The organism is Flaviflexus sp. (genome assembly GCF_052087705.1).
GTDB lineage: Bacteria > Actinomycetota > Actinomycetes > Actinomycetales > Actinomycetaceae > Flaviflexus > Flaviflexus ciconiae.
This window is the reverse complement of record NZ_JBQCYC010000014.1, coordinates 23,204-42,781: the sequence shown is the minus strand read 5'-3', so window position 1 is coordinate 42,781 and position 19,578 is coordinate 23,204. Positions and strand designations below refer to the sequence as shown.

Sequence of the window (19,578 nt, the reverse complement as noted above, 5' to 3'; positions counted from 1 at the left end):
CGGACTGAGAGATTGCCAACAGAATTAAAAAAGGGCAGAACGGGCAGTACTATCCACCCGTTCCGCCCAGTTTTGGACATTATCGCAGTGTCACCTGTCGAGAAACGATGCCCGAACGGGTGCGTCGCTCCTCGGCGGTGAGTGGCTCGGTCGAATTAATGGCGGCTGTGAACTCCTCGTTGAAAGCTTTCATGGGCTCACCGAGCTCGTCAGCTTCCGTACCGGGGGCCAACTGCCACACGGGGATAAGAAGACCGCATGCCCTGAATGCACCGACGAAACGAGCGTCCTTATCGAAGCCTTCGCTACGGCTCGACTGGAGGCGTGCCAGCCCGTCAAGGACGCGGTCCTGATCTTCGGGCCGGATCCAGCGAATAAACTCGTTCGTCATCCGGCACCAGTAGGCACCGCGGACACCCTCGACTGGTGCCGACGGGATAACGTTCTCGCGGGTCTGTTCGATGGCCTGACGTACGTCCTCGCGGTCGCGCTCCTCGTCGCTCATCCAGTACGAGAAATCCTCGTACAGGGTGAGTTCAATATCCTTGTCGACCAGGACGTCGGGAAGGCGGGGACCAGGCTCGGCCAGCTCGGCAGACTGAATAGTTGCGCCAGGCTCAAGCTCGAGGGCGTCGATAATGAGAGCTGCGAGGTCGCGGGATGCGTCACCGGATCCCGTGACGGTCTGAATAGCAACGAGAAGCTCACCGCTTTCGCGGCGTACCGCGGCCGACATGTTCGGAAGCAGTGTCACCAGGGTGATGTCCCGGCTTCCGTACTCTTCAGTTGTCGTTACCGTGGTGGTTGCGGCGGGAATGATTTCCCGCATGGCAACCAGTTCAATCTCTGCCTTGAGGCCCTCGTAGGGGCGCTCAACGAATGGCACCCGCTTCTTCTTCGGCGCTTTCTGCTTGCGGCTTTGCTTACCCAATGAATGTCCTTACGCGATAGTGGGGATGTCGCCGTCGGATGACACGAGCGGGAGCCCGTTGGTCTGCCAGGCTGCCATGCCGTCTGAAAGATCCCAGGCGTCAATGCCGTGCTCTGTCAGGATGGCTGCGGCCTGTGCACTGCGGCGGCCCAGTCTGCACACGACCATGATGTCCGTATCGGGAACCTCTTCGATACGGTCGGCGAGTTCGTCAAGCGGGATGTGGAGTGCACCGGGAGCATGTCCAGCGTCCCACTCGTCCTCGCCACGAACGTCAATAAGTGTGAATCCCTCCGGGATGGGATCGTCAGCATTGAGGTCAGTGGTGAGAAGCGGTCCCGGATTCTGTGGAATAGCCATGCTTCTAGAGTACGGTGAAAGAATGTTGAGACGAAACTCTGCCCCCGCCTTGATTGTGGCACTACTCGGTTTTCTCTTCTTCGGAATCAGCCCGGCAAGCGCCCACGACACCCTTATTTCGGTGGATCCCGAGGACGGTGGACAGGTTGAGACAGCGCCCGACGAAGCTGTCCTTACCTTCTCCAGCAACCTCATGGATATTTCACCCCAGGCAGTTGTCAGGCAGGGCGACACCACCCTCGAATCGGGCGAGGTCAGCATTCACGGAACCGACCTTATCGTCCCGCTACCGCAGCTGGATGCTGGCGACTACGAAATCGTTTACTCGGTTGTATCCTCCGACGGTCACCGGATCGACGGCCTCACCACATTCACGGTCACGACCGGAAGTGGGGGAGGAACCGATGGTTCCCCGGGCGATGCGGAAGAGGATGAACAGCCGGTGGCCGATCCGGACGGGCAGGAAACCGATGATCCCGACACTCCCGTGAACAACGATGAAACCGCTACGGACGCTGACGAACCCGCCACTGATGAAGCGACCGATGATGCTCAGTCCGATGATCGCGGAAGCGATGCGACGACGGGTGAGGAAGAGCAAGCCGACGAGGATAGTGGATCGGCTACAACCTGGATTCGCTGGGGCGGAATTATTGTCGTTGTCCTTGGGCTTGCCGTCATCATTTCCCGCTACCTCCGCAACAGGGACTAATCGGCAATTCGGAATATTCCGTAGCAAAGACCGACAGCTAACGGATCTTCATCCGTGGCGGATAGACTAGAGAATTATTTGGAAGCCGGGACGGTTGGCCCGGTTTTCTTATGCTTACTTCCGCAGCTCCGACATTCTTGTGTGCCGTCAACTCACTCCCGCTCCTTGCTGACACGTTTCCTTGATGTCCAGGGGAAATGGTTAGCGACATCTCTATCCCAGCAGTACTGCTCTGAGGTCATTGGGAGTAAAGTAGTTCAACTGTATTAATAAAGGAGTGCAGTGAAAAAGCGCGAGAGGGATCTAACCTCGAAGAGGGCATACCGGGGTATGACTCAGGAACAGGCGGAGGCTGCTGAGAAGAAGCATCGGGAGGTGCTCTCCGTTCTTACGGGGCTCCTGCTTGTTCAGTTCCTTGGCATGTTGGCAAACACCATCGTGTCGAATGCTATGCCAGTCATTGTTGCCGAGATCGGCGGTAACCAGACCCACTACACGTGGATCCTTACCTCAGGCATTCTCGCCAACACGGTCATGACGGCCCTGTCCGGCAAGCTTGCCGACCTGTACGACAAGAAAAAGCTCTTCATCATCTCGATGGTGCTGTTCATCCTTGCCTCCCTCCTCTGTGGCCTGGCAACCTCCCCGGAAATGCTTATCGCTTTCCGAGTGCTTCAGGGAATCGCGATGGGCATGCAGGTCATGATGTCGATGGTCATTATGGCCACCGTTATTCCTCCGCGGGAACGCGGCCGCTACAACGGGTACATGGGTGCGGTCATGGCTGTTGCCACGGTGTCCGGCCCCCTCATGGGCGGACTTATTGTTGACACCCCGTGGTTGGGGTGGCGCTGGTGCTTCTGGGTAACAATCCCGTTCATGCTGTCCGCGATCTGGGTCATCAGCAAGCGTCTTGACCTGAAGCAAATGTCCCGCGGCAAGGTCCACCTCGATATCCCCGGTGCCGCTCTCATGGCGATCGCGGCCGTCTCCTTCCTTCTGTGGGTATCCATGGTGGGCGCTAGCACACCCTTCACTGACCCCGTCGCACTCCTCCTTATCGCTATCGCAATCGTTGCTACGGTCCTCTTCGTTCTCGTCGAACGCAAGAGTCCCGAGCCGCTTATTCCCATGGAGATCCTCCTTCACCGCAACACCGTCCTTGCGATCGTCGGTGTGATCGGTGCCGGCACGATCATGTTCGGAGCGAACGTCTTCCTTGGCCAATACTTCCAGTATGGTCGCGGGTACAGTCCAACGGTTGCGGGCCTCCTCACCTTGCCGATGATGGTCGGCATTGTTGTTGCCTCTACCTGGGTGGGCCAGCTGATCACCAAGAACGGCGTCTGGAAACGGTACGTTGTCTCCGGCATGGCACTTCTGACTGCCTCTGCATTTGCCCTGTGCTTCGCCCGTCAGGATACAAACCTCGGCTACCTGGGCGTCGTCTTCTTCGCGGCGGGCTGGGGTCTTGGTGCCGCCAACCAGAACCTTGTTCTTGCGGTCCAGAACACCGTGCCGCTCAGTCAGATGGGAGCGGCAACCTCCACGGTGACGTTCTTCCGCAACCTTGGCGGTGCCCTCGGCATCCAGGTCCTGGGTGCCGCCTACACGGCCGTCACCGATGACTACATGATCGAACGCCTCGGCTCCTTGCCAGAGGTTCCGGCAGGAGCGTCCGGTGCCCTTGACCTCGGTGCCCTGCCCGATGATGTTGAGATGGTGGCCAGGGAAGCCTTCGGCAACTCCCTGTGGGCCGTCTTCCTTGCCTCCGGCATCATCCTCCTCATCGGCACGATCGCCACCGCCCTCATGAAAGGTACGTCCCTGCGTGACACGGTGGATATTGAAAAGAAGGTCCACCGCACCCTCCGGGAGGAGGAGATTCAGGCGACCCAGGCCGCTGCCGCCATGCCTGCTCCGCTGGAGCCGTCCCTCACCCAACCCAACCTCCCCGAGGAAGCCTCGAGCTTCCAGGCCTCGGTGCGTGCCGGCCTCGATGAGAATGATCCTAAGTGGGGCGAATCTGCGACCCAGCAGAGGGACGATACCGAGTCGAGCAAGCAGAACACCAGCGCCGAATCGGATGAGCAGAGAGCCGGGGATAACCAGGGAGCCGGTAACAGCCGAGCGGAGAAGCAGTAACTGGGTCGATGACAGTGGCTTACACCGTCACTGGGAAGCACGCGTTGAGCGCTCCCTGCTCTCGGTGTGTTTATGACAAAGGAGGAGGGCCCGTGCGAACGTACCGGCCCTCCTCAGTTAAGGATTGCGTTTAGTCGATAACGCCGTAAAGACGATCGCCAGCATCGCCCAAGCCGGGAACGATGTAGGCGTTCTCATCGAGCTTCTCGTCCACAGCCGCAACGACAACGGTGACGTTGGCTCGGTCGTCAATGTGCTCCTCCAGGGCGGCGAGACCCTCAGGTGCGCCAAGTAGGCAGATAGCGGTGACGTCCTTAGCCCCGCGCTCAAGCAGGTAGTCGATCGACGCGATCAGCGTGTGGCCGGTGGCCAGCATCGGGTCAAGGACGTAGCACTGGCGGTTGGCTAGGTCGTCAGGGAGGCGGTTTGCGTAGGTGATGGCCTCGAGCGTCTTCTCATCCCTCTTCATGCCGAGGAAGCCAACCTCAGCGGTCGGAAGGATGCTCTGCATGCCTGCCAACATGCCTAGGCCAGCACGGAGGATCGGGACCACAATCGGCGGCGGATCGGTCAGAGCCGTGCCCGTCGTCTTAGCGACAGGGGTCTCGATCTCGATCGTCTCGACGTTGATGTCACGGGTTGCCTCGTAGGCAAGAAGTGTCATCAGCTCATCAACGAGCTGTCGGAAAACCGGCGATGGGGTCTTCTTCTCACGGAGCACCGTGAGCTTATGGGCAACTAGGGGGTGGTCAATGACCTGCAGTCTCATATCAACTAATCTAACTGAGGAAAGTGCAAATCGCAGGAAACCGAGGTCCCATGTGCGCAGAAAGACTCAAAAACTTTGAATGGGTGATGCGCAACTGCCTCAAACTTGCCGAAACAGCGTCGCAGCTTGGCGACGTTCCGGTCGGCGCTGTCGTCCTCTCTCAAACCGGTGAAATCCTTGGTGAGGGTTTCAATATCAGGGAATCTCGGCACGATCCCGCCGGTCATGCCGAGATCGTGGCCCTGAGAAAAGCGGCAGAAAAGCTCGGTGCCTGGCGACTCGATGAATGCACTCTCGTTGTCACGCTGGAGCCGTGCACAATGTGTGCAGGAGCGAGCGTGCTGTCGAGAATCGAGACGGTGGTCTTCGGTGCGTGGGACCCGAAGGCTGGTGCGGCGGGGTCCCTCAGGGATGTCTTGCGAGATCCAAGGCTCAACCACCAGGTTGAAGTAATCGGCGGGATCCTTGAGGAAGAATGCTCAACCCAGTTGATGGACTACTTCGCTCAGGCCCGATAGTTCTGCCACATTCCGCACCAATGATTTGTGTATCTGGGCATACTCCAAGTAATCTGAATGACCGATGGTGGAGTGTCCGAGCGGCCGATGGTGCAGCACTCGAAATGCTGTTTGGTGAAAGCCAACGTGGGTTCAAATCCCACCTCCACCGCCATAGATTCCCCCGGAATACCAACGAAAAGTGGCTTCCGGGGGAATTCTTGTCCCCGGCGTGGGGACATTCTGGGGACATCCGCGAATTCTAGGCGAAAAGTGATCGCCTAACCCTGGGAATCGAGGCAATAAGCCGCTTTTTCGTGCAACCTACGCGCAACAGTGAGTGAATTAGAGGCCGACCGCGTTCACTCCGTAGGTGGCCTGCTCGAGGGTGAACCCTTCATACAGCAGTTGGTCGATGAGGCCCTGGCGGGAGAATCCCATGAGCTCCAAGTAGCTTTCCGCGGATAGGCGAGCCTGCTCATTCCAGTCTGGATTGACGGCATCCACGCCGTAGGTGGCCTGTGCGTTGGTGAACCCTTCGTACTCAAGCTGGCCAATAAGTCCCGTGCGGGAAAAAGCCGTGAACTCCAGATAGCTTTCTGCAGAGAGTTGCGCCTGCTCGTCCCAGTTCACGCTGAGGGAGTCGACCGCGAATGTTGCATCGGATGTTGAGTAACCCTCGTATTCGAGCTGGTCGATGAGGCCCTGGCGGGAGAATGCCGTGAACTGGAGGTAAGACTCGGCTGAGCGCACCGCGTTCTGCTGGGAGACTGAGAGGTCTGAAGCGGGAGCTTCCGTGGGTGCGGGTGCCGGTGTCGTCGTTGGTGCTGGCGCTACGGTCTCGTTCTTAGCAGCCTCCGGGGTGGCTTTCTTTGTCGCCTCGGAAGATGTCGACTCAACGGCGGCGACGGTGACGTCGTCTGTCGGCTCCTCACTCTGCTCCTCGTCGGTCGTCTGTACGTCGGTGGTCTTTGGTGACTCCGATTCGGATGCCGTGGTTTCAATGTCGTCTGCAACCTCGGCCGCTTCGGGAGTCTTCTCCGAGGAACTGCCGGTTGCTATGGCTCCAATGGTGGTGATGATGACAACGATGGCGATGGCCCACGCCCACCATTGTCGGTACCACTTCTTTGTGGCTGGTGGGTAGTAATTCATGGACATGTCAGATACTTCCGTTCTTGAGGATTATCTGAACCTTATGATCATGCAAGGACAAAAATGTTGGTTTATTTCAATTGGTGCAAAATCACGCATGGAATTCGAATAGGCGCTTGGCTTATCTTTTGGGGTTTAGGACTAAAGTCTGCTCTTTACCCTATGCTGGGTTGCTTTGTCGCTATTGGCGAGAGCCGCAGTAGTCCAGGATATTGTCCAAAGCCTCTTGTGTAGCCTCTTCGTCATTACCGGGATAGGTCAAGGCGAGGGCGTACCCGTATTCGTTAGCCTGCGTTTTTTCATTTGACGGAATAACGCTCGTGCCACCGAGGAGATTAGCGATGAGGTAAAGCTGGCGACGCGTTTCTAGGTACTGATCGGAATCTCGGTCTTCGAAGGAAACCTCACCGACCTCCGAGGCCACCTCGCAGGCATAGGTTATTTGGCCTTCGATGCTTGTCTTGGGTGCATCATCAGACCGGATAAAGAAGCCGATGACTGCGCCGATGCTGAGCGCGGCAACGAGGAGGATCGCAACAATTCCTGCATTCACTCGTTTAGCCATGCTGAATTCGTTCTTGTGCCCACATCTTCAATTCTCGCCTTGAAACGGTTAGGTTCTGGGAGGCGGAGGCTGCGAGCCGCGGAGCCACTGAGCATCGCAGTACTCAACAGCGACTCGAACCGCATGGCTGAGTGCGTCTGGCTCAATGCTTTCAATGGCGCTAAACAGCTCGTATGAAAGCACTTCCTCTTCCGCCGCATCATCAGCAGGCGTGATCTGACCATTGCTGAGCAAAGCTGAGATGGATCGGATTTTGCTGATCTTTCTCCAGTCGTAGCCAAGGTAGGGCTCGGACAAATCGGCATCACTGAGATCATGTGCAATCGCACAGGCATAGTCGATGCGACCGTCTTTGGAGGTGTCAGGACCGGAGCCACCGGGAATGTAGTATCCCGCCGCAGTTCCGCTCAGGAGGGCAACCACTGTGAGTGCAACAACGGTTCCTCCATTCAATCCCTTGGACATCGTTATCTCTTCCCTAGATACGTGAGCTTCGGAAAGACACTAGTGCCACTCATGGAGGGCGTCAGTCAGTTATGTGGGGAGCGGGACCCAGGGTAAGCCGAATGAACCGAGAATTGCGCGGGTTGGAGGAATTCTTTGAGGCGTTACCGGCCTAATTCGCTGGTGGCGTCGTGTCACCGGTTGGTGGCGCAGGATCTCCGGTCGGTGGCGGATCGACAGGTGGCTGAGTTGGCGACGGGACTGACGGAGTTGGGTCTACTGGCTCGGTCGGGTCGTCAGTAGGAGGTGCAGGATCCTCGGTGGGAGTGACTGTCGGTATCGGTTCTCCGGGGTCGTCCGTTGGATCCGCTGGCGTCGGCGTTGGCGTGGGTGTCGGCTGTACCGGAGCTGGATTGACCGGTACCGGGCGGACGGGAGCAGGGGTCGGCTGGGCAGGGGGCGCAACCCATTCGGTTGTTGACGGCTCGGCGAGCTCGGGTGTGGACGGCTCCAGTACCTCGCTTATTTCAGGTTCGCTCGGTTCCTCTGTCTCAGCAGGATCGGTTGACGGAGCGTCCGTGGTTTCTTCCTCGGTCGTTTCCTCGTCCGTTGTCTCCTCCGGCTCGGTCGGGGGCTCGGTTTCGTCAGTTGAGGAGAAATCGAAGGTACGCAGTTCACCCGTGGGTGGTTCGTCACTGTTGACGATACTGATGGTGGCTACGCTGACTATCCCGATGAGTATTGCAACGGCGAATCCCCACACCAAATAGGGTCGGTCTCGCCACCACGGTGTGCCCGAGGGGTTATACGACATGGAGAATCCGATCCGGGTGCTCGGTAAGCAAGAAGATTGCGAGCAACCCCAAAGCTAGGTGTTACGCCCTATATCTTAGTGATGAATATCCAGAGATAAAGGTATGGAAGTGTCCGTATAGGGTGCAATGCCTCTCGATCGGGCCATTATCGCTTCCGGTAAAGCTTTTTGACCTGATAGACGGGCTCAGATGTGACCCGCACACCCAGGTTGCGGAAAATGCCTTCGTCAACGGATCCAAGAATCGTTGTCGTATGAACATCGCAGTCCCGCAAGTTCCTCAGCTGAGCAAGAGCTTCCTGCGCCTGAGTGCTAGTGGCCGCAGAGACCGACAGGGCAATGAGCACTTCGTCCATGTGCAGGCGCGGGTTCTGGCTCCCCAGATGCTTTGTCTTAAGATCCTGAATTGGCTTGATTGCTTTGGGGGAGAGGAGCTGCACCTTATCGTGAATGCCGGCAAGGACCTTGAGCGCGTTCAGGAGCATTGCAGACGAACATCCAAGCAGCTCGGAAGTTTTGCCAGTCACGATCGTGCCGTCAGCAAGCTCGATCGCGGCTGCGGGATTCTTCGTTTTCTTCTCGATCTTCAGCGCAGGCTCGACAACGGCTCGATCCAGGCGGCTGATCCCAAGCTTGCCCATGACGATCGCAATACGATCGGACTCTTCAGACTCCAGATCGTTCCGGGTCTCGTTAACAAGCGTCTTATAGTAGCGGCGGATAATTTCTTCCTTCGCCGCCTGTCTGCACGCCTCATCGTCACTGATGCAGTGGCCGACCATGTTCACACCCATGTCGGTCGGCGACTTGTACGGAGACTCCCCAAGGATCACTTCCAGCAACCTGGATAGGAGCGGGAAAACCTCAACATCGCGGTTGTAGTTGATCGCCTGCTCCCCGTATGCAGACAGGTGGTAGGGATCGATCATGTTGACGTCATCAAGGTCGGCAGTAGCCGACTCGTATGCGAGGTTCACGGGATGGTCGAGAGGTAGGTTCCATACGGGGAACGTCTCAAACTTTGCGTACCCGGACTTCAAGCCCCTTTGGTGATCGTGGTAGAGCTGAGACAGGCACGTGGCGAGCTTGCCGGAGCCCGGGCCCGGTGCGGTGACAACGATGAGGTCGCGGGTTGTCTCGATATAGTCGTTCTTCCCGAATCCGTCCTTTGACACAACAAGATCCGGATTAGCGGGATAACCCTTGATTGTCCGGTGGCGGCTGACCTTGAAACCGAGGCGCTGCAAGCGTGAACGGAACGCTCGGGCCGACTGGTTATCATCCGCCATTTGCGTCAGCGCGATATTCTCAACGAGGAAGCCGCGCTCGCGGAATACGTCAACGAGCCGCAGAACGTCCTCTTCATAGGTGATGCCAAGATCGGCCCGGACCTTTTGCCGTGCAATGTCGTTGGCGTTGAGGACGATGATGATTTCAACTTCGTCCTTCATGCGCTCCAGCATGGTGATCTTATTGTCGGGAGTGAACCCGGGAAGAACCCTCGACGCATGATTGTCGTCGAACAGCTTTCCACCCATCTCCAAATAGAGCTTTCCGCCGATGCTCCTGTGCCGTTCAGCGATGTGCTGGGACTGGAGTTCGATATATTTCGCGCTATCAAAGCCCACGGACATGTCAGTCATCTTCGCTCAATTCCACGTAGTCGTTTACGGGGGAGCCCTAATGAAGCATAGTGTTTCTTTCGGGAGCATGGCGAGTTACACGGCGTGTGCCGTCCGCCCCATCTGACCAGCCAAGCGTTTTCGCGACGCCTACAGGGCACCAAATTCGTGACTTCTGCTCAACCTGCCACCCGATGGGCGGATGGTAGAAACATGTTTCGGCAGAGGGCTCGACGATGCTCCATTCCTGTGTATTTCCGTGATGAGGTTTTGCCCAACACGTAAAAGAGTGTTCATCGTCCGCTGATTTCCTTGGCTACAGACAGTCTGGCCACCAGGCTGGAGGCGAGACTACGAGAAGGGAAGTCATCATGTCGAACGAACTCGCAGGCCACAAGATCGCATTCCTCTGCAAGCGCGGAGTGGAGCAGCCAGAACTGACGGAACCGTGGAAGGCAGTCCTTGAAGCGGGCGGTCAGCCGGTACTGGTCAGTGAAGAGGCGGGCACTATTACCGCAATGATTCACGACTGGGACTACGGCGATGATTTCACCGTCGATGTCACCCTCGACGACGCGAAGCCTGCTGACTATCTTGCACTCGTCCTGCCCGGAGGAACGCTGAACTCCGACAAGATCAGGACGAACGAGAAGGCGCAGGACTTCGTCCGAGCATTTGTGGAGGATGGCAAGCCCGTCGCCCCGATCTGCCACGGTGCGTGGATCATGATCGACGCCGAGGTTATTGCCGGTCGCACGCTGACGTCCACACCACGGATCCGGAAGGATCTCGAGAACGCCGGGGCAACCTGGGTGGATGAAGAATTCCACCGCGACGGCAACCTGCTGTCCAGCAGAAGCCCTCGAGACCTTGACGCGTTCAACCGCGGTATTGTCGAAGTTTTTGCCGAAGCAGCATCCAAGTAGCCTAAGCACGACGGCTGCAAGCTAGGTATTGCCGCCCGGGATTTCTCACCAGCGGCAGTGGGCCCGTGTCACACCTGTGCCATGGGCCCACTTAGTGCCAGCGTGCGCGGCCAGAGAATCCGTGGTTTGCCCGCTGGGTGCGTGAATTCAGTTTCTCCACATTGACAGGATGTCGCGCGCCGAGGAGTGTTTAGCCTATGGCTTTTGATGATTTCATCCCCTCGGGTAACCAGGCGGTTAATCCCGGTGTGTACGACATTGAGAATGAGGGGATCGATCCGGAAGGGACCCTGTGGCGGGCCCTCGTTGAGGCAGCACCCTGGACAGATAAGTCCCTGGTTGATCTGGGATGTGGGGCGGGTTGGTGGCTCCCAAAATACTCCGACGCTGCTGAGCTGTACGGTGTTGAGCCCGATGAGACGCTCCTGGATATAGCTCGTGGTCGCGACTCGAAAGCAAAGATCCTTCACGGTTCGGCCGAGCACATTCCCCTTGCCGATGACTCGGTTGACGTTGTGCACGCCCGGTTCGCCTACTTTTTCCCACACCCCACATACGATGTGTCCCCGGGCCTACGTGAGGTCGCTCGTGTTCTCCGCCCGGGAGGCACCCTCGTCGTGATCGATAACGACACCGTGCGAGGGGAGTTTGCGAAGCTACTCAAGGTCAGTGTTGCGGCTGAGAGACAGGGCGAGAATACGTACACCAGGCAGTGGTGGACTGAGCAGGGAGCCGAGACCCGTGCCATTATGAGCTCCTGGGAGTTTCAATCACGGAGCGATCTCGAGTCGGTTATTCGGCTCGAATTCCCATCCGAGGTCGCCGAGAACTGGCTTGCCGAGCATCCCGAACGCACCGGCCTCAGCTACGGGTACCTGCTCCACATCTGGGTTAAGCCGGGCGCATGATGGCTAGATTTACCATTCGCTCGCCCCTTGACATGCAGGAGGCCGTCCGCAGGATCGTCACAGCCGAGGGGCATCGGGTGCCGTTCACGACCGTGAAACGCGATGGTCGGCGGATTGTAGCCACGACGACCGTTGGCCCGATTCGCTTCGACGACACGATGGTGATCGCCGATGTGGATGTGAGGGAAGATCATGCCCGCGGGACAATCATTAAAGAAGGCCCCGTTCTCCTCGGCACGATCCGATTTGCGGTCACAGCTACGGAGGGTGGATGCGTTGTGGGATGGGATCAGAATATTCGTGGCGGACGATGGTCGATCCTGAACCCGCTTCTCCGGGCCGTCATGTTCGCGGGGTATCGGATCTCGCTTGGTGCCCTACTGCGGTAAGCCTCGGCAGTTACGGAAGTAGTCCGCCATAAAACAAGGATGCTGGTACCTCAACTGAGATACCAGCATCCTTCTCTGGTCGGGGTGACAGGATTTGAACCTGCGACCTCTTCGTCCCGAACGAAGCGCGCTACCAAGCTGCGCCACACCCCGTGCAACTCATCCATGATACCGAATCCGGCGTGCGAACGAAAAACAGGGGGCTGGATCGGTTGTGACTACTTGGTCACGCCAGGTCGATGATTTGAACCTCTGGTCGGCAGGCCAGACGGAACGGCGCGTACGGGGAGGTTCCCAGCCCGCGGGAGATTGCTACGGTCATTGTCTTTTCCTGCGCGATTGCAGGCCAGCCGAAGACTCCGGCAACATGCGCGGTGTCGAGATCGCAGTTGGTGATAAGAGCACCGTAGCCAGGGACGCAGACCTGACCGCCGTGAGTATGACCCGCGAGGGCAAGTGTGACGCTGTCCGCCTCCATAGCGTTAAGGACCCGAGTGTACGGGGCATGCGTTAGGCCGATTGTGAAGCCCTCCTGCTCCTTGGGAGCCGGGTATTCGTCGAGATCGATGTGCGGGTCGTCCACGCCAACAAGCTGAATCTTTTGGTTGTTTACCTGGATCGACGACCGAGTGTTGCGCATATCGGTCCAGCCGAAGTCGCGGAACGCTTCCGCCATCGCGGCGTGGGGGAGGTCCTCCGGGTCCTTCTCGGGTCCACCGAGGAACGGCAGAACGTAGCTGAGTGGGTTCTTCCAGACCGGTGCGTGATAGTCGTGGGAACCAAACACGAAGGCTCCCGGGATCCCGTTGAGGGGTTGCAGGGCACGCAAAAGTGATGGGAGGGACTTTGTGGATGACAGCTGATCGCCGGTGAAGAACACGGCATCCGGCTTGAGGTCGGCAAGGTCGCGAAGGAACTCCACCTTTTTCTCATCCCCGGGCATGAGGTGAATGTCGGAAATGTTGAGGATCCTCATCGGCTCCATGCCGTCAGGGAGGATATTGAGGTGGTGGAAGGACCGTTGGAAGCTACGGGCTTCCCACAGTGACCATCCGGCAACTCCTGCACCAATGCCTACGCCAAGGCCCGTGACGGTGGCGATACTGCGGATCATTCGTCGCCCCCGGTGTCTCCACTACCGGGGTTCCCCTGACCGGGATTCTCCCCCTCGGTCTGTCCGGGAGGTGGTTCGGGGCTCGGTGGAGTGGGTGGCTCCGGGCTTGTCGGTGCGGGTGCCTCAGTTGTGCCATTATCGGTCGGCACTTCCTCCGGTTCCGTCGTCGGATCCGGGGTGGGTTCGGCAGGCTCAGGCTCAGGCTCGGGTTGCGGTGCCGGAGCGGGTTGCTGTGTCTGGCGGATTGCCGGATTGTCCCGGCCCTGCGGGAGGATTGTTGCGCCGCTTTCGTCACTACCTTCGGTTGTTTGAAGGTCGAAGGGGACGGGCTCGACGCCCTCGAGGACTCTCGTGTGGTAGGTGGAGAACACCATGGCCGGGTACAGGCCGCCATAAACTTCGACGTTGTATTGGCCGTTAATGGTGGTGTAGAACATCGAAATGTTCCCCTCCATGTGACCAAGCCACACCGCGGTGGCCTCCTGGGTTGTATATCCCATAAACCAGGCGTGGTAGTCCATGTTGGCGGTACCGGTCTTGCCGGCAGCCTCGTGGCCCGGGATCTGCGCACGGAAGCCCGTACCACCGTCAGCCACGACCGTCTGGAGTACCTCGGTGGTCGTGTCGGCCACGTCCTCCTCGAGTGCGCGGCTGCAGGACGGCTGAAGTTCGGCGATAACCTCGCCGTCCTGGTTCTCGATCTTTGTGAACGACATGGGCTCGCACATGATGCCGCCGGAGGAGAGCGTAGCCATCGAGTTGGCAGTGGACAGCGGGGTCACGTTGTTCGAGCCAAGGACGGAGGAGGGGCGCGGCATAAGAGGATCGCCGCTACCGCTCCGCACACCCATCTGCTCCGCAACACCCGTGATATTGCACAGGTCCAGCTGCGTCGCCATATCAATGAACGACAGGTTCACCGAGCGAGTTGTCGATTCCAGGACGGTCATCATGCCCGAACCAATGCCCTCAATGTTCGACGGATTGTAATCATCGGCAAGATCTGGGGCGCACGAGATTGTGAAGTCATCCCTCGAATAGGTGTCGCGAGACGCGTCAACGCGTTCCTGCACGCTACGTCCCGAACGGATCCATTCGATCAGCGTGTACACCTTGAAAGTTGAGCCGGACTGGAAGCCGAAGCCGCCGCCGCGGTCGGTGCCAACGTTGAGATTAACCGTTGTTGCGTTCGGATCCTCGGGCGAGGCGGTGCCGTAGTTCGTGTTCTGAACCATGGAGACGATCTTGCCCGTGCCGGGCTCAACGGATGACATCGCCATCTCGACACCCGAGGGGTCGTTGACCGGGATGTGTTGGATAACGGACTCGTAGGCCGCGCGCTGCTTGACGGGGTCAAGAGTCGTGTGAATGACGAGACCGCCGCGGTACAGCAGATTGAGGCGGTCCTCCTGGGACTCACCCCAGGACTCGGAAGCCAGCAGGTCCTTGACGACGTATTCGCAGAAGTAGACCGAGATTCCCGCCGACTCACAACCGTTTGTCGGGGTAGAAATATCGAGCATGTCATCGATCGACAGGGCTACGGCCTCGCGGAACTCCTGTTCGTTGATGTAGCCCAGCTCGTACATTTTCGCGAGCACCGTGTCACGCCTGTTCTTCGCCTGATCCGGGTTCGTCAGCGGGTTCCAACGGCCCGGTGACTGCGTGATGCCGGCAAGCATTGCGGCCTGCGGAATGGATAGGTCCTTCGCGGGAACGGAGAAGAAGAACTGCGATGCTGCCTCGGCGCCGTACTGGGAGGGGCCGAACATGGCGATGTTGATATAGCCGGTGAGGATTTCGTCCTTCGTCAACTGCTTCTCGATCGCCATGGCGGTCCGAGCCTCGGAGAGCTTACGGGCGATCGTCCGCTCCGTCGCTGCCGCAATCAGCTCCGGATCGTTCGAGTTACGACCCTCCTCGATTAGGAGGTTCTTGACGTACTGCTGGGTGATCGTGGAACCACCGGCGAGCTCACCACCGGTGAAGTTGTTGAACGCGGCGCCAATCAGGCCCTGCGGGTCAATGCCGTTGTGCTCGTAGAACCGTTCATCCTCAATCGCGACAACAGCGTCCTTGAGGTGCTGAGAGATGTCTTCCGAGCCGACCACGACGCGGTTCTCCGCGTAAAAACGGGCTAATTCCGACCCGTCGGAAGCGAGAATGACTGACTGCTCGGAAGGTTCCGTGAACGTCAGCTCGGTCGGCAGGTCATCAAACAGGGATGTCGTGGCCGTCGTGACCGTTCCCGTTGCTGCCACGATGGGCATGGCAAGACCGGCGAGGGCAATACCTCCTGCGGTGCACGCAAGCAGGAATGCAAGGAGCGCCGCGACGATCTTTCCGGGAGCGGCCCCGGGGGCCTTCTGTGAGCTCGGCATGGTTACGAGTTTAGGCGCTGAGTCCGGCGTTGTCTGGTTCGAGTAACCGAAAACGCAAAAAGCCTGCCTCATTACCAGATTCTGCGTCCTCTTTTTCATAAATTAATATCGCATTTCGCATTTTCCCAGGTAAACAGATATATTGAAAAGGTAGGTGACAGTCGTCATGTCAAACAAAATAATCGCCAGAGTCGAGGAAGCCTCGGGTGAAGGAGCGCAAATGTCTCTTTTGTTAGAAGGACAGACCTGGGCCGCGCAAGCCGCGTGCTCAAACGTGGATCCGGACAGTCTTTTCGTCCGGGGTGCCGCACAGAGACAGGTTCGGCAAGTCTGCTTTAGTTGCCCGGTCAGGTTGGAATGCCTGTCGGATGCATTGGACTCGAACACAACATACGGAGTTTGGGGTGGCCTCACCGAACGGGAGCGTCGTGCACTCCAGCGTCGATTCCCGAACGAGCAGAACTGGTATAAACGTCTGCACACCTCGCAAGATCCCATCTCTGTGGAGCTTCGGGCCGGACGAATTCCCAGATTTAGTAATCGATAGAGCGTCGGATGAGGTTGTTCGGTAGAATCCAAGCATGACCAAATGGGAATACTTGACTGCACCGCTTCTCATCCACAACACGAAGACCATTCTTGATAACTTCGGAAGTCAGGGCTGGGAACTTGTGACAATCACCCCCGGGCCTGCCGGGACCGAAAACGTTATCGCTTACTTCAAGCGTCCAAAGGAGTCTTGAGTGACTGTACCAAGCCGCCGCCTCGCAGAACTGGGGCTCGTGTTGCCTCCGGTCGCGAAGCCGCTCGCGGCTTACGTTCCTTCGAAGATGATCGGGAACGTTGCGCGTAGCTCGGGGCAGCTCCCCTTCGTTGACGGCGAGATCAAGACCGTCGGGAAGGTTGGCGCCGAGGTATCCCTCGACGATGCCTACGAGGCGGCCAGGGCATGTGCACTCAACGCACTGGCGGCAGTTGCGCAGACAACAGGCGGGATTGATTCGATCGCCTCGATCATTCACGTCACCGGCTTCGTAGCATCGGCGCCCGACTTCTATGACCAGCCCAAGGTCGTCAACGGAGCATCGGAGCTTCTTGGCGAAATCTTCGGGCAGGGCGGGAAGCACACCCGTTCAGCCGTTGGAGTTGCTGCGCTACCTATGAACGTTCCGGTAGAAATAGAGATAACGTGTCAGATCGTGAAATCGCGAAATGACTAACTGAACCCTTTTAGTCTAGGCACCGTGTGGCCATGCCAAGGTTAAAAGTTAGCCGAAAGGCGGAATGCGGCGGGGATTTCCCCGCCGCATTCTTTATGGTCTGGATCCCGTAACTGTCAGTAGCTACGGGCCGTGAGATCTACGAAGCCCGCTTCTCGAGGCGTCCGATCTCGATAAGGGTGACAGCGCGTCCCTCGAGGCGGATCCAGCCGCGGGAAACGAAGTCAGCAAGGGACTTGTTGACGGTCTCGCGGGAAGCGCCAACCAGGTGGGCGATCTCTTCCTGCGTGAGGTCGTGGGCGACGTAGACGCCCTCCTGGGTCCGCTCACCAAAGCGAGAGGCAAGATCAAGGAGTGCCTTGGCGACACGGCCGGGCACGTCTGCGAACACGAGGTCAGCCATGAGCTCATTCGTGCGGCGCAGGCGCTGCGCGAGCTGGCGGAGCATGTGCTTAGCCATGTCTGGGTTGGTGTCGATAAAGCCCATGAGGTCCTCGTGGGAGAGTGACAGGAGCGTGGTCGGAGCAACGGCGGTGGCCGAGGTCGAGCGCTTGCCCAGGTCAAACAGCGATAGCTCGCCGATGATCTCACGGGGGCCAAGGATGGCGATGAGGTTCTCACGACCATCGTCAGAGGCGTGGCCGAGCTTGATCTTGCCGTCGACAATGATGAACAGGTTGTCTCCGGAGTCGCCCTCGTGGAAGAGGGACTCGCCGCGGCGGAGCGTTTCCTCAGACATGAGCTCGGTGAGCTTTGCCTGATCCTCCTCCGACAGGCCCGCAAAGAGCGGAACCGAAGCGATGATGCTTGTCTCCAATGCTTTCTACCTTTCAAATATGTCTAGCGTTGCCGAGCCGACCGACTGGCATTGGCAGGTCATGGATAAGACTATCCTATGTGACAAGGGGCATAATATGGATTATGACGGTCCAGAAGAAGAAGTTCCCTCCCAGGCCACGTTCAAAATCCGCTCGGATAGAACAGGCAGTGGCAGTGAACGAGGCTCTGACCAGGTACTATCCCGATGCTCGATGTGAACTGGACTACCGTACCCCTCTCGAGTTACTTGTTGCCACCGTGCTGTCTGCACAGACGACGGATGTGCGGGTGAACTCGGTGACTCCGGAGCTGTTTGATCGTTATCCGACTGCGCTGGATTATGCGGAGGCAGACAGGGAAGAAATGGAAGACATCCTCCGACCCCTGGGGTTCTTCCGTGCGAAAGCCAAGTCGCTGATCGGCATGGGGCAGGCGCTGACCGAACGGTACGACAGGGAAGTCCCCGCCGATCAGAAGAGGCTGATCGGTCTTCCCGGAGTTGGTAGGAAGACCGCGAACGTGGTTCTCGGTAATGCGTTCGGAATACCTGGAATCACGGTCGATACGCATGTGGGTCGCCTGGCTAGGCGACTGGGTTGGTCGAGAAATGAAGATCCGGTCAAGGTAGAAGCCGACATTGCCGAACTGCTTCCCGAAGAGGAGTGGACCATGGCCTGTCACCGGCTGATATTCCATGGGCGAAGGATCTGCCACTCTCGTAAGCCAGCATGTGAAGTGTGCCCGATCGCTGACCTGTGCCCCTCATACCCGCTTACCTAGGGTGCGGGTGGATGGGCTGAAGTAGGTTCAGCGGGGCCTGACAACGAGCGCAGTGCGGCGTTCTGCTAGGAGGCGTGCTCGGCGAGAAACTCGAGTAGCAGCCGGTTGATCTCGTCGGGGTTCTCCTCGTGCGCGAGGTAGCCCGTGTCCGGAAGGACAACGTGGCGGTAGTCGGCGGCTACATGCTTCTTCGTGCTGGCCCAAGCCCTGGTGGGCAGGAGCGGATCGAGATCGCCACGGACAGTGAGGACCGGGATGTTTAGCGGGCTCGAGAGCTTATCGAGGTGCTTGCGGCCCGAGGGACGCCGCGTCATACCCCACGTCCACTGAAGCTGTTGGAGTTGCGTCTTTGCGGCATTGGGAAGCTGGAGGGCCTGCGAATAGTAGTCGACAGCTTCGACTGCACCCCGGTTGCCGGGTGCGGACACCGCGGCAAGAAGCTTCTTCAGTTTGTCGCGGCTGGTCAGGCTCTTCTCGGCAAGCTGGGGGAGGAACGCCGATAGGTAGTGGCGCCACGTGCGGAACGTGACGTGAAGACCGAGCCGGAACGTGTCAACGGGATGGGGTGCCGAGATCGTGGCTACTCCTGCGATCAGGCTCGGAGCAAGTGAGGCCGCGGACCAGGCCAGCGCACCGCCGGAGCCGGTACCGACCAGAATCGCTTTTGAGGCTCCCACAGCGCGGATCACACCAATGACATCGTTAGCCAGAGTGGGGGTATCGAACGTGTGCCGGGTGCGGTCGCTTCCGCCCGCGCCGCGAACATCCATGGCCGCAACCGCGTAGCCGGCTTCGGCGAGAGCCGGGATCTGGTGACGCCACGCGTACCAGTACTCAGGGAAGCCGTGGATGAGAAGGATAAGAGGCCTGTCTTCTTTCAGGGTGCCCGCCTGGGCCACGTGGAACTGGGCGCCACTCGCCCGAACGAGGCGATGCTGCCAGGGGCCCGGCAGTGTCACGCACGAATTGTCGACAGGCACGATTCTCCTCATAGTTGTTGCGGGTGCAGGCAGAGCCCGCACCCGCA

The 19,578-nt window shown here is 58.6% G+C and carries 22 protein-coding genes and 2 tRNA genes; 11 read left to right on the top strand and 13 right to left on the bottom strand.

Annotation, left to right across the window (positions count from 1 at the left end; translation table 11 throughout):
• Positions 1-79: 79 nt before the first annotated feature.
• A complete protein-coding gene (locus ACTHUY_RS08360) occupies positions 80-931 on the bottom strand; it encodes a DUF5926 family protein (protein ID WP_441678437.1) in 852 nt (283 codons plus the stop codon).
• A 9-nt stretch (positions 932-940) separates the two neighbouring features.
• Positions 941-1,291, bottom strand: a complete 351-nt coding sequence (locus ACTHUY_RS08355) for a rhodanese-like domain-containing protein (RefSeq protein ID WP_441678435.1) — start codon at positions 1,289-1,291, stop codon at positions 941-943.
• Between the two features lie 22 nt (positions 1,292-1,313).
• On the opposite strand from ACTHUY_RS08355, the gene ACTHUY_RS08350 reads away from it, so the two are divergent.
• Both ACTHUY_RS08350 and ACTHUY_RS08345 read left to right on the top strand, forming a co-directional pair.
• Positions 1,314-2,003, top strand: coding sequence for a copper resistance protein CopC (locus ACTHUY_RS08350; RefSeq protein ID WP_441675556.1), 690 nt, complete (start codon positions 1,314-1,316; stop codon positions 2,001-2,003).
• Between the two features lie 282 nt (positions 2,004-2,285).
• Entirely contained in the window at positions 2,286-4,148 is a 1,863-nt protein-coding gene (locus tag ACTHUY_RS08345; RefSeq protein WP_441678433.1) for an MDR family MFS transporter, read from the top strand.
• A gap of 130 nt (positions 4,149-4,278) precedes the next feature.
• Here ACTHUY_RS08345 and upp read toward each other — a convergent pair whose 3' ends face one another.
• Positions 4,279-4,917 (bottom strand): uracil phosphoribosyltransferase, encoded by a 639-nt coding sequence (upp, locus tag ACTHUY_RS08340; protein WP_441678431.1) that lies wholly within the window; start codon positions 4,915-4,917, stop codon positions 4,279-4,281.
• Between the two features lie 83 nt (positions 4,918-5,000).
• Here upp and tadA point away from each other — a divergent pair, with 83 nt between their 5' ends.
• A complete protein-coding gene (gene tadA / locus ACTHUY_RS08335) occupies positions 5,001-5,435 on the top strand; it encodes a tRNA adenosine(34) deaminase TadA (RefSeq protein WP_441678429.1) in 435 nt (144 codons plus the stop codon).
• A gap of 66 nt (positions 5,436-5,501) precedes the next feature.
• A tRNA-Ser gene (locus ACTHUY_RS08330) sits at positions 5,502-5,589 on the top strand.
• Between the two features lie 170 nt (positions 5,590-5,759).
• On the opposite strand, the gene ACTHUY_RS08325 is transcribed toward ACTHUY_RS08330, so the two are convergent.
• From ACTHUY_RS08325 to ACTHUY_RS08305, 5 genes are all read right to left on the bottom strand, one after another.
• Positions 5,760-6,575 (bottom strand): Ltp family lipoprotein, encoded by an 816-nt coding sequence (locus ACTHUY_RS08325; protein WP_441654701.1) that lies wholly within the window; start codon positions 6,573-6,575, stop codon positions 5,760-5,762.
• A gap of 175 nt (positions 6,576-6,750) precedes the next feature.
• Positions 6,751-7,134 carry a hypothetical protein gene (locus tag ACTHUY_RS08320; protein WP_441654700.1) on the bottom strand — a complete coding sequence of 128 codons (384 nt, stop codon included), beginning with the start codon at positions 7,132-7,134 and terminating at the stop codon, positions 6,751-6,753.
• Between the two features lie 48 nt (positions 7,135-7,182).
• Positions 7,183-7,599 carry a hypothetical protein gene (locus tag ACTHUY_RS08315; RefSeq protein WP_441678427.1) on the bottom strand — a complete coding sequence of 139 codons (417 nt, stop codon included), beginning with the start codon at positions 7,597-7,599 and terminating at the stop codon, positions 7,183-7,185.
• A 151-nt stretch (positions 7,600-7,750) separates the two neighbouring features.
• Positions 7,751-8,392, bottom strand: a complete 642-nt coding sequence (locus ACTHUY_RS08310) for a hypothetical protein (RefSeq protein ID WP_441678425.1) — start codon at positions 8,390-8,392, stop codon at positions 7,751-7,753.
• Between the two features lie 146 nt (positions 8,393-8,538).
• A complete protein-coding gene (locus ACTHUY_RS08305) occupies positions 8,539-10,026 on the bottom strand; it encodes a DUF1846 domain-containing protein (RefSeq protein ID WP_441678451.1) in 1,488 nt (495 codons plus the stop codon).
• 359 nt (positions 10,027-10,385) lie between these two features.
• On the opposite strand from ACTHUY_RS08305, the gene ACTHUY_RS08300 reads away from it, so the two are divergent.
• The 3 genes from ACTHUY_RS08300 to ACTHUY_RS08290 all read left to right on the top strand — a co-directional run bounded on the left by ACTHUY_RS08300 (position 10,386) and on the right by ACTHUY_RS08290 (position 12,237).
• Positions 10,386-10,940 (top strand): type 1 glutamine amidotransferase domain-containing protein, encoded by a 555-nt coding sequence (locus tag ACTHUY_RS08300; RefSeq protein ID WP_126704518.1) that lies wholly within the window; start codon positions 10,386-10,388, stop codon positions 10,938-10,940.
• 197 nt (positions 10,941-11,137) lie between these two features.
• The gene (locus ACTHUY_RS08295; protein ID WP_441678423.1) at positions 11,138-11,848 is read left to right on the top strand and encodes a class I SAM-dependent methyltransferase; all 711 of its coding nucleotides are present in this window, start codon (positions 11,138-11,140) and stop codon (positions 11,846-11,848) included.
• Positions 11,845-12,237 (top strand): hypothetical protein, encoded by a 393-nt coding sequence (locus ACTHUY_RS08290; protein WP_441678421.1) that lies wholly within the window; start codon positions 11,845-11,847, stop codon positions 12,235-12,237. The genes ACTHUY_RS08295 and ACTHUY_RS08290 overlap by 4 nt, the downstream gene beginning before the upstream one ends.
• A gap of 76 nt (positions 12,238-12,313) precedes the next feature.
• On the opposite strand, the gene ACTHUY_RS08285 is transcribed toward ACTHUY_RS08290, so the two are convergent.
• The 3 genes from ACTHUY_RS08285 to ACTHUY_RS08275 all read right to left on the bottom strand — a co-directional run bounded on the left by ACTHUY_RS08285 (position 12,314) and on the right by ACTHUY_RS08275 (position 15,732).
• Positions 12,314-12,390 (bottom strand) — tRNA-Pro (locus ACTHUY_RS08285).
• 73 nt (positions 12,391-12,463) lie between these two features.
• Entirely contained in the window at positions 12,464-13,351 is an 888-nt protein-coding gene (locus ACTHUY_RS08280; protein ID WP_441678419.1) for a metallophosphoesterase, read from the bottom strand.
• The gene (locus ACTHUY_RS08275) at positions 13,348-15,732 is read right to left on the bottom strand and encodes a transglycosylase domain-containing protein (protein ID WP_441678417.1); all 2,385 of its coding nucleotides are present in this window, start codon (positions 15,730-15,732) and stop codon (positions 13,348-13,350) included. Before ACTHUY_RS08275 ends, ACTHUY_RS08280 begins: the two co-directional genes overlap by 4 nt.
• Positions 15,733-15,898: 166 nt before the next feature.
• Here ACTHUY_RS08275 and ACTHUY_RS08270 point away from each other — a divergent pair, with 166 nt between their 5' ends.
• From ACTHUY_RS08270 to ACTHUY_RS08260, 3 genes are read left to right on the top strand one after another with little or no spacing between them, the layout of a single operon-like run.
• Complete coding sequence (locus ACTHUY_RS08270) at positions 15,899-16,279, top strand: WhiB family transcriptional regulator (protein WP_441654718.1); 381 nt, start codon at positions 15,899-15,901, stop codon at positions 16,277-16,279.
• A 34-nt stretch (positions 16,280-16,313) separates the two neighbouring features.
• Positions 16,314-16,475 (top strand): DUF4177 domain-containing protein, encoded by a 162-nt coding sequence (locus ACTHUY_RS08265; protein ID WP_126704523.1) that lies wholly within the window; start codon positions 16,314-16,316, stop codon positions 16,473-16,475.
• Positions 16,476-16,952 carry a RidA family protein gene (locus ACTHUY_RS08260; protein ID WP_126704524.1) on the top strand — a complete coding sequence of 159 codons (477 nt, stop codon included), beginning with the start codon at positions 16,476-16,478 and terminating at the stop codon, positions 16,950-16,952.
• 139 nt (positions 16,953-17,091) lie between these two features.
• Here ACTHUY_RS08260 and ACTHUY_RS08255 read toward each other — a convergent pair whose 3' ends face one another.
• Entirely contained in the window at positions 17,092-17,769 is a 678-nt protein-coding gene (locus ACTHUY_RS08255; RefSeq protein WP_441654692.1) for a Crp/Fnr family transcriptional regulator, read from the bottom strand.
• Positions 17,770-17,939: 170 nt separating this feature from the next.
• On the opposite strand from ACTHUY_RS08255, the gene nth reads away from it, so the two are divergent.
• The gene (gene nth, locus ACTHUY_RS08250; protein WP_441654691.1) at positions 17,940-18,551 is read left to right on the top strand and encodes an endonuclease III; all 612 of its coding nucleotides are present in this window, start codon (positions 17,940-17,942) and stop codon (positions 18,549-18,551) included.
• A gap of 65 nt (positions 18,552-18,616) precedes the next feature.
• On the opposite strand, the gene ACTHUY_RS08245 is transcribed toward nth, so the two are convergent.
• Positions 18,617-19,531 carry an alpha/beta fold hydrolase gene (locus ACTHUY_RS08245; protein ID WP_164719969.1) on the bottom strand — a complete coding sequence of 305 codons (915 nt, stop codon included), beginning with the start codon at positions 19,529-19,531 and terminating at the stop codon, positions 18,617-18,619.
• Between the last annotated feature and the right edge of the window lie 47 nt (positions 19,532-19,578).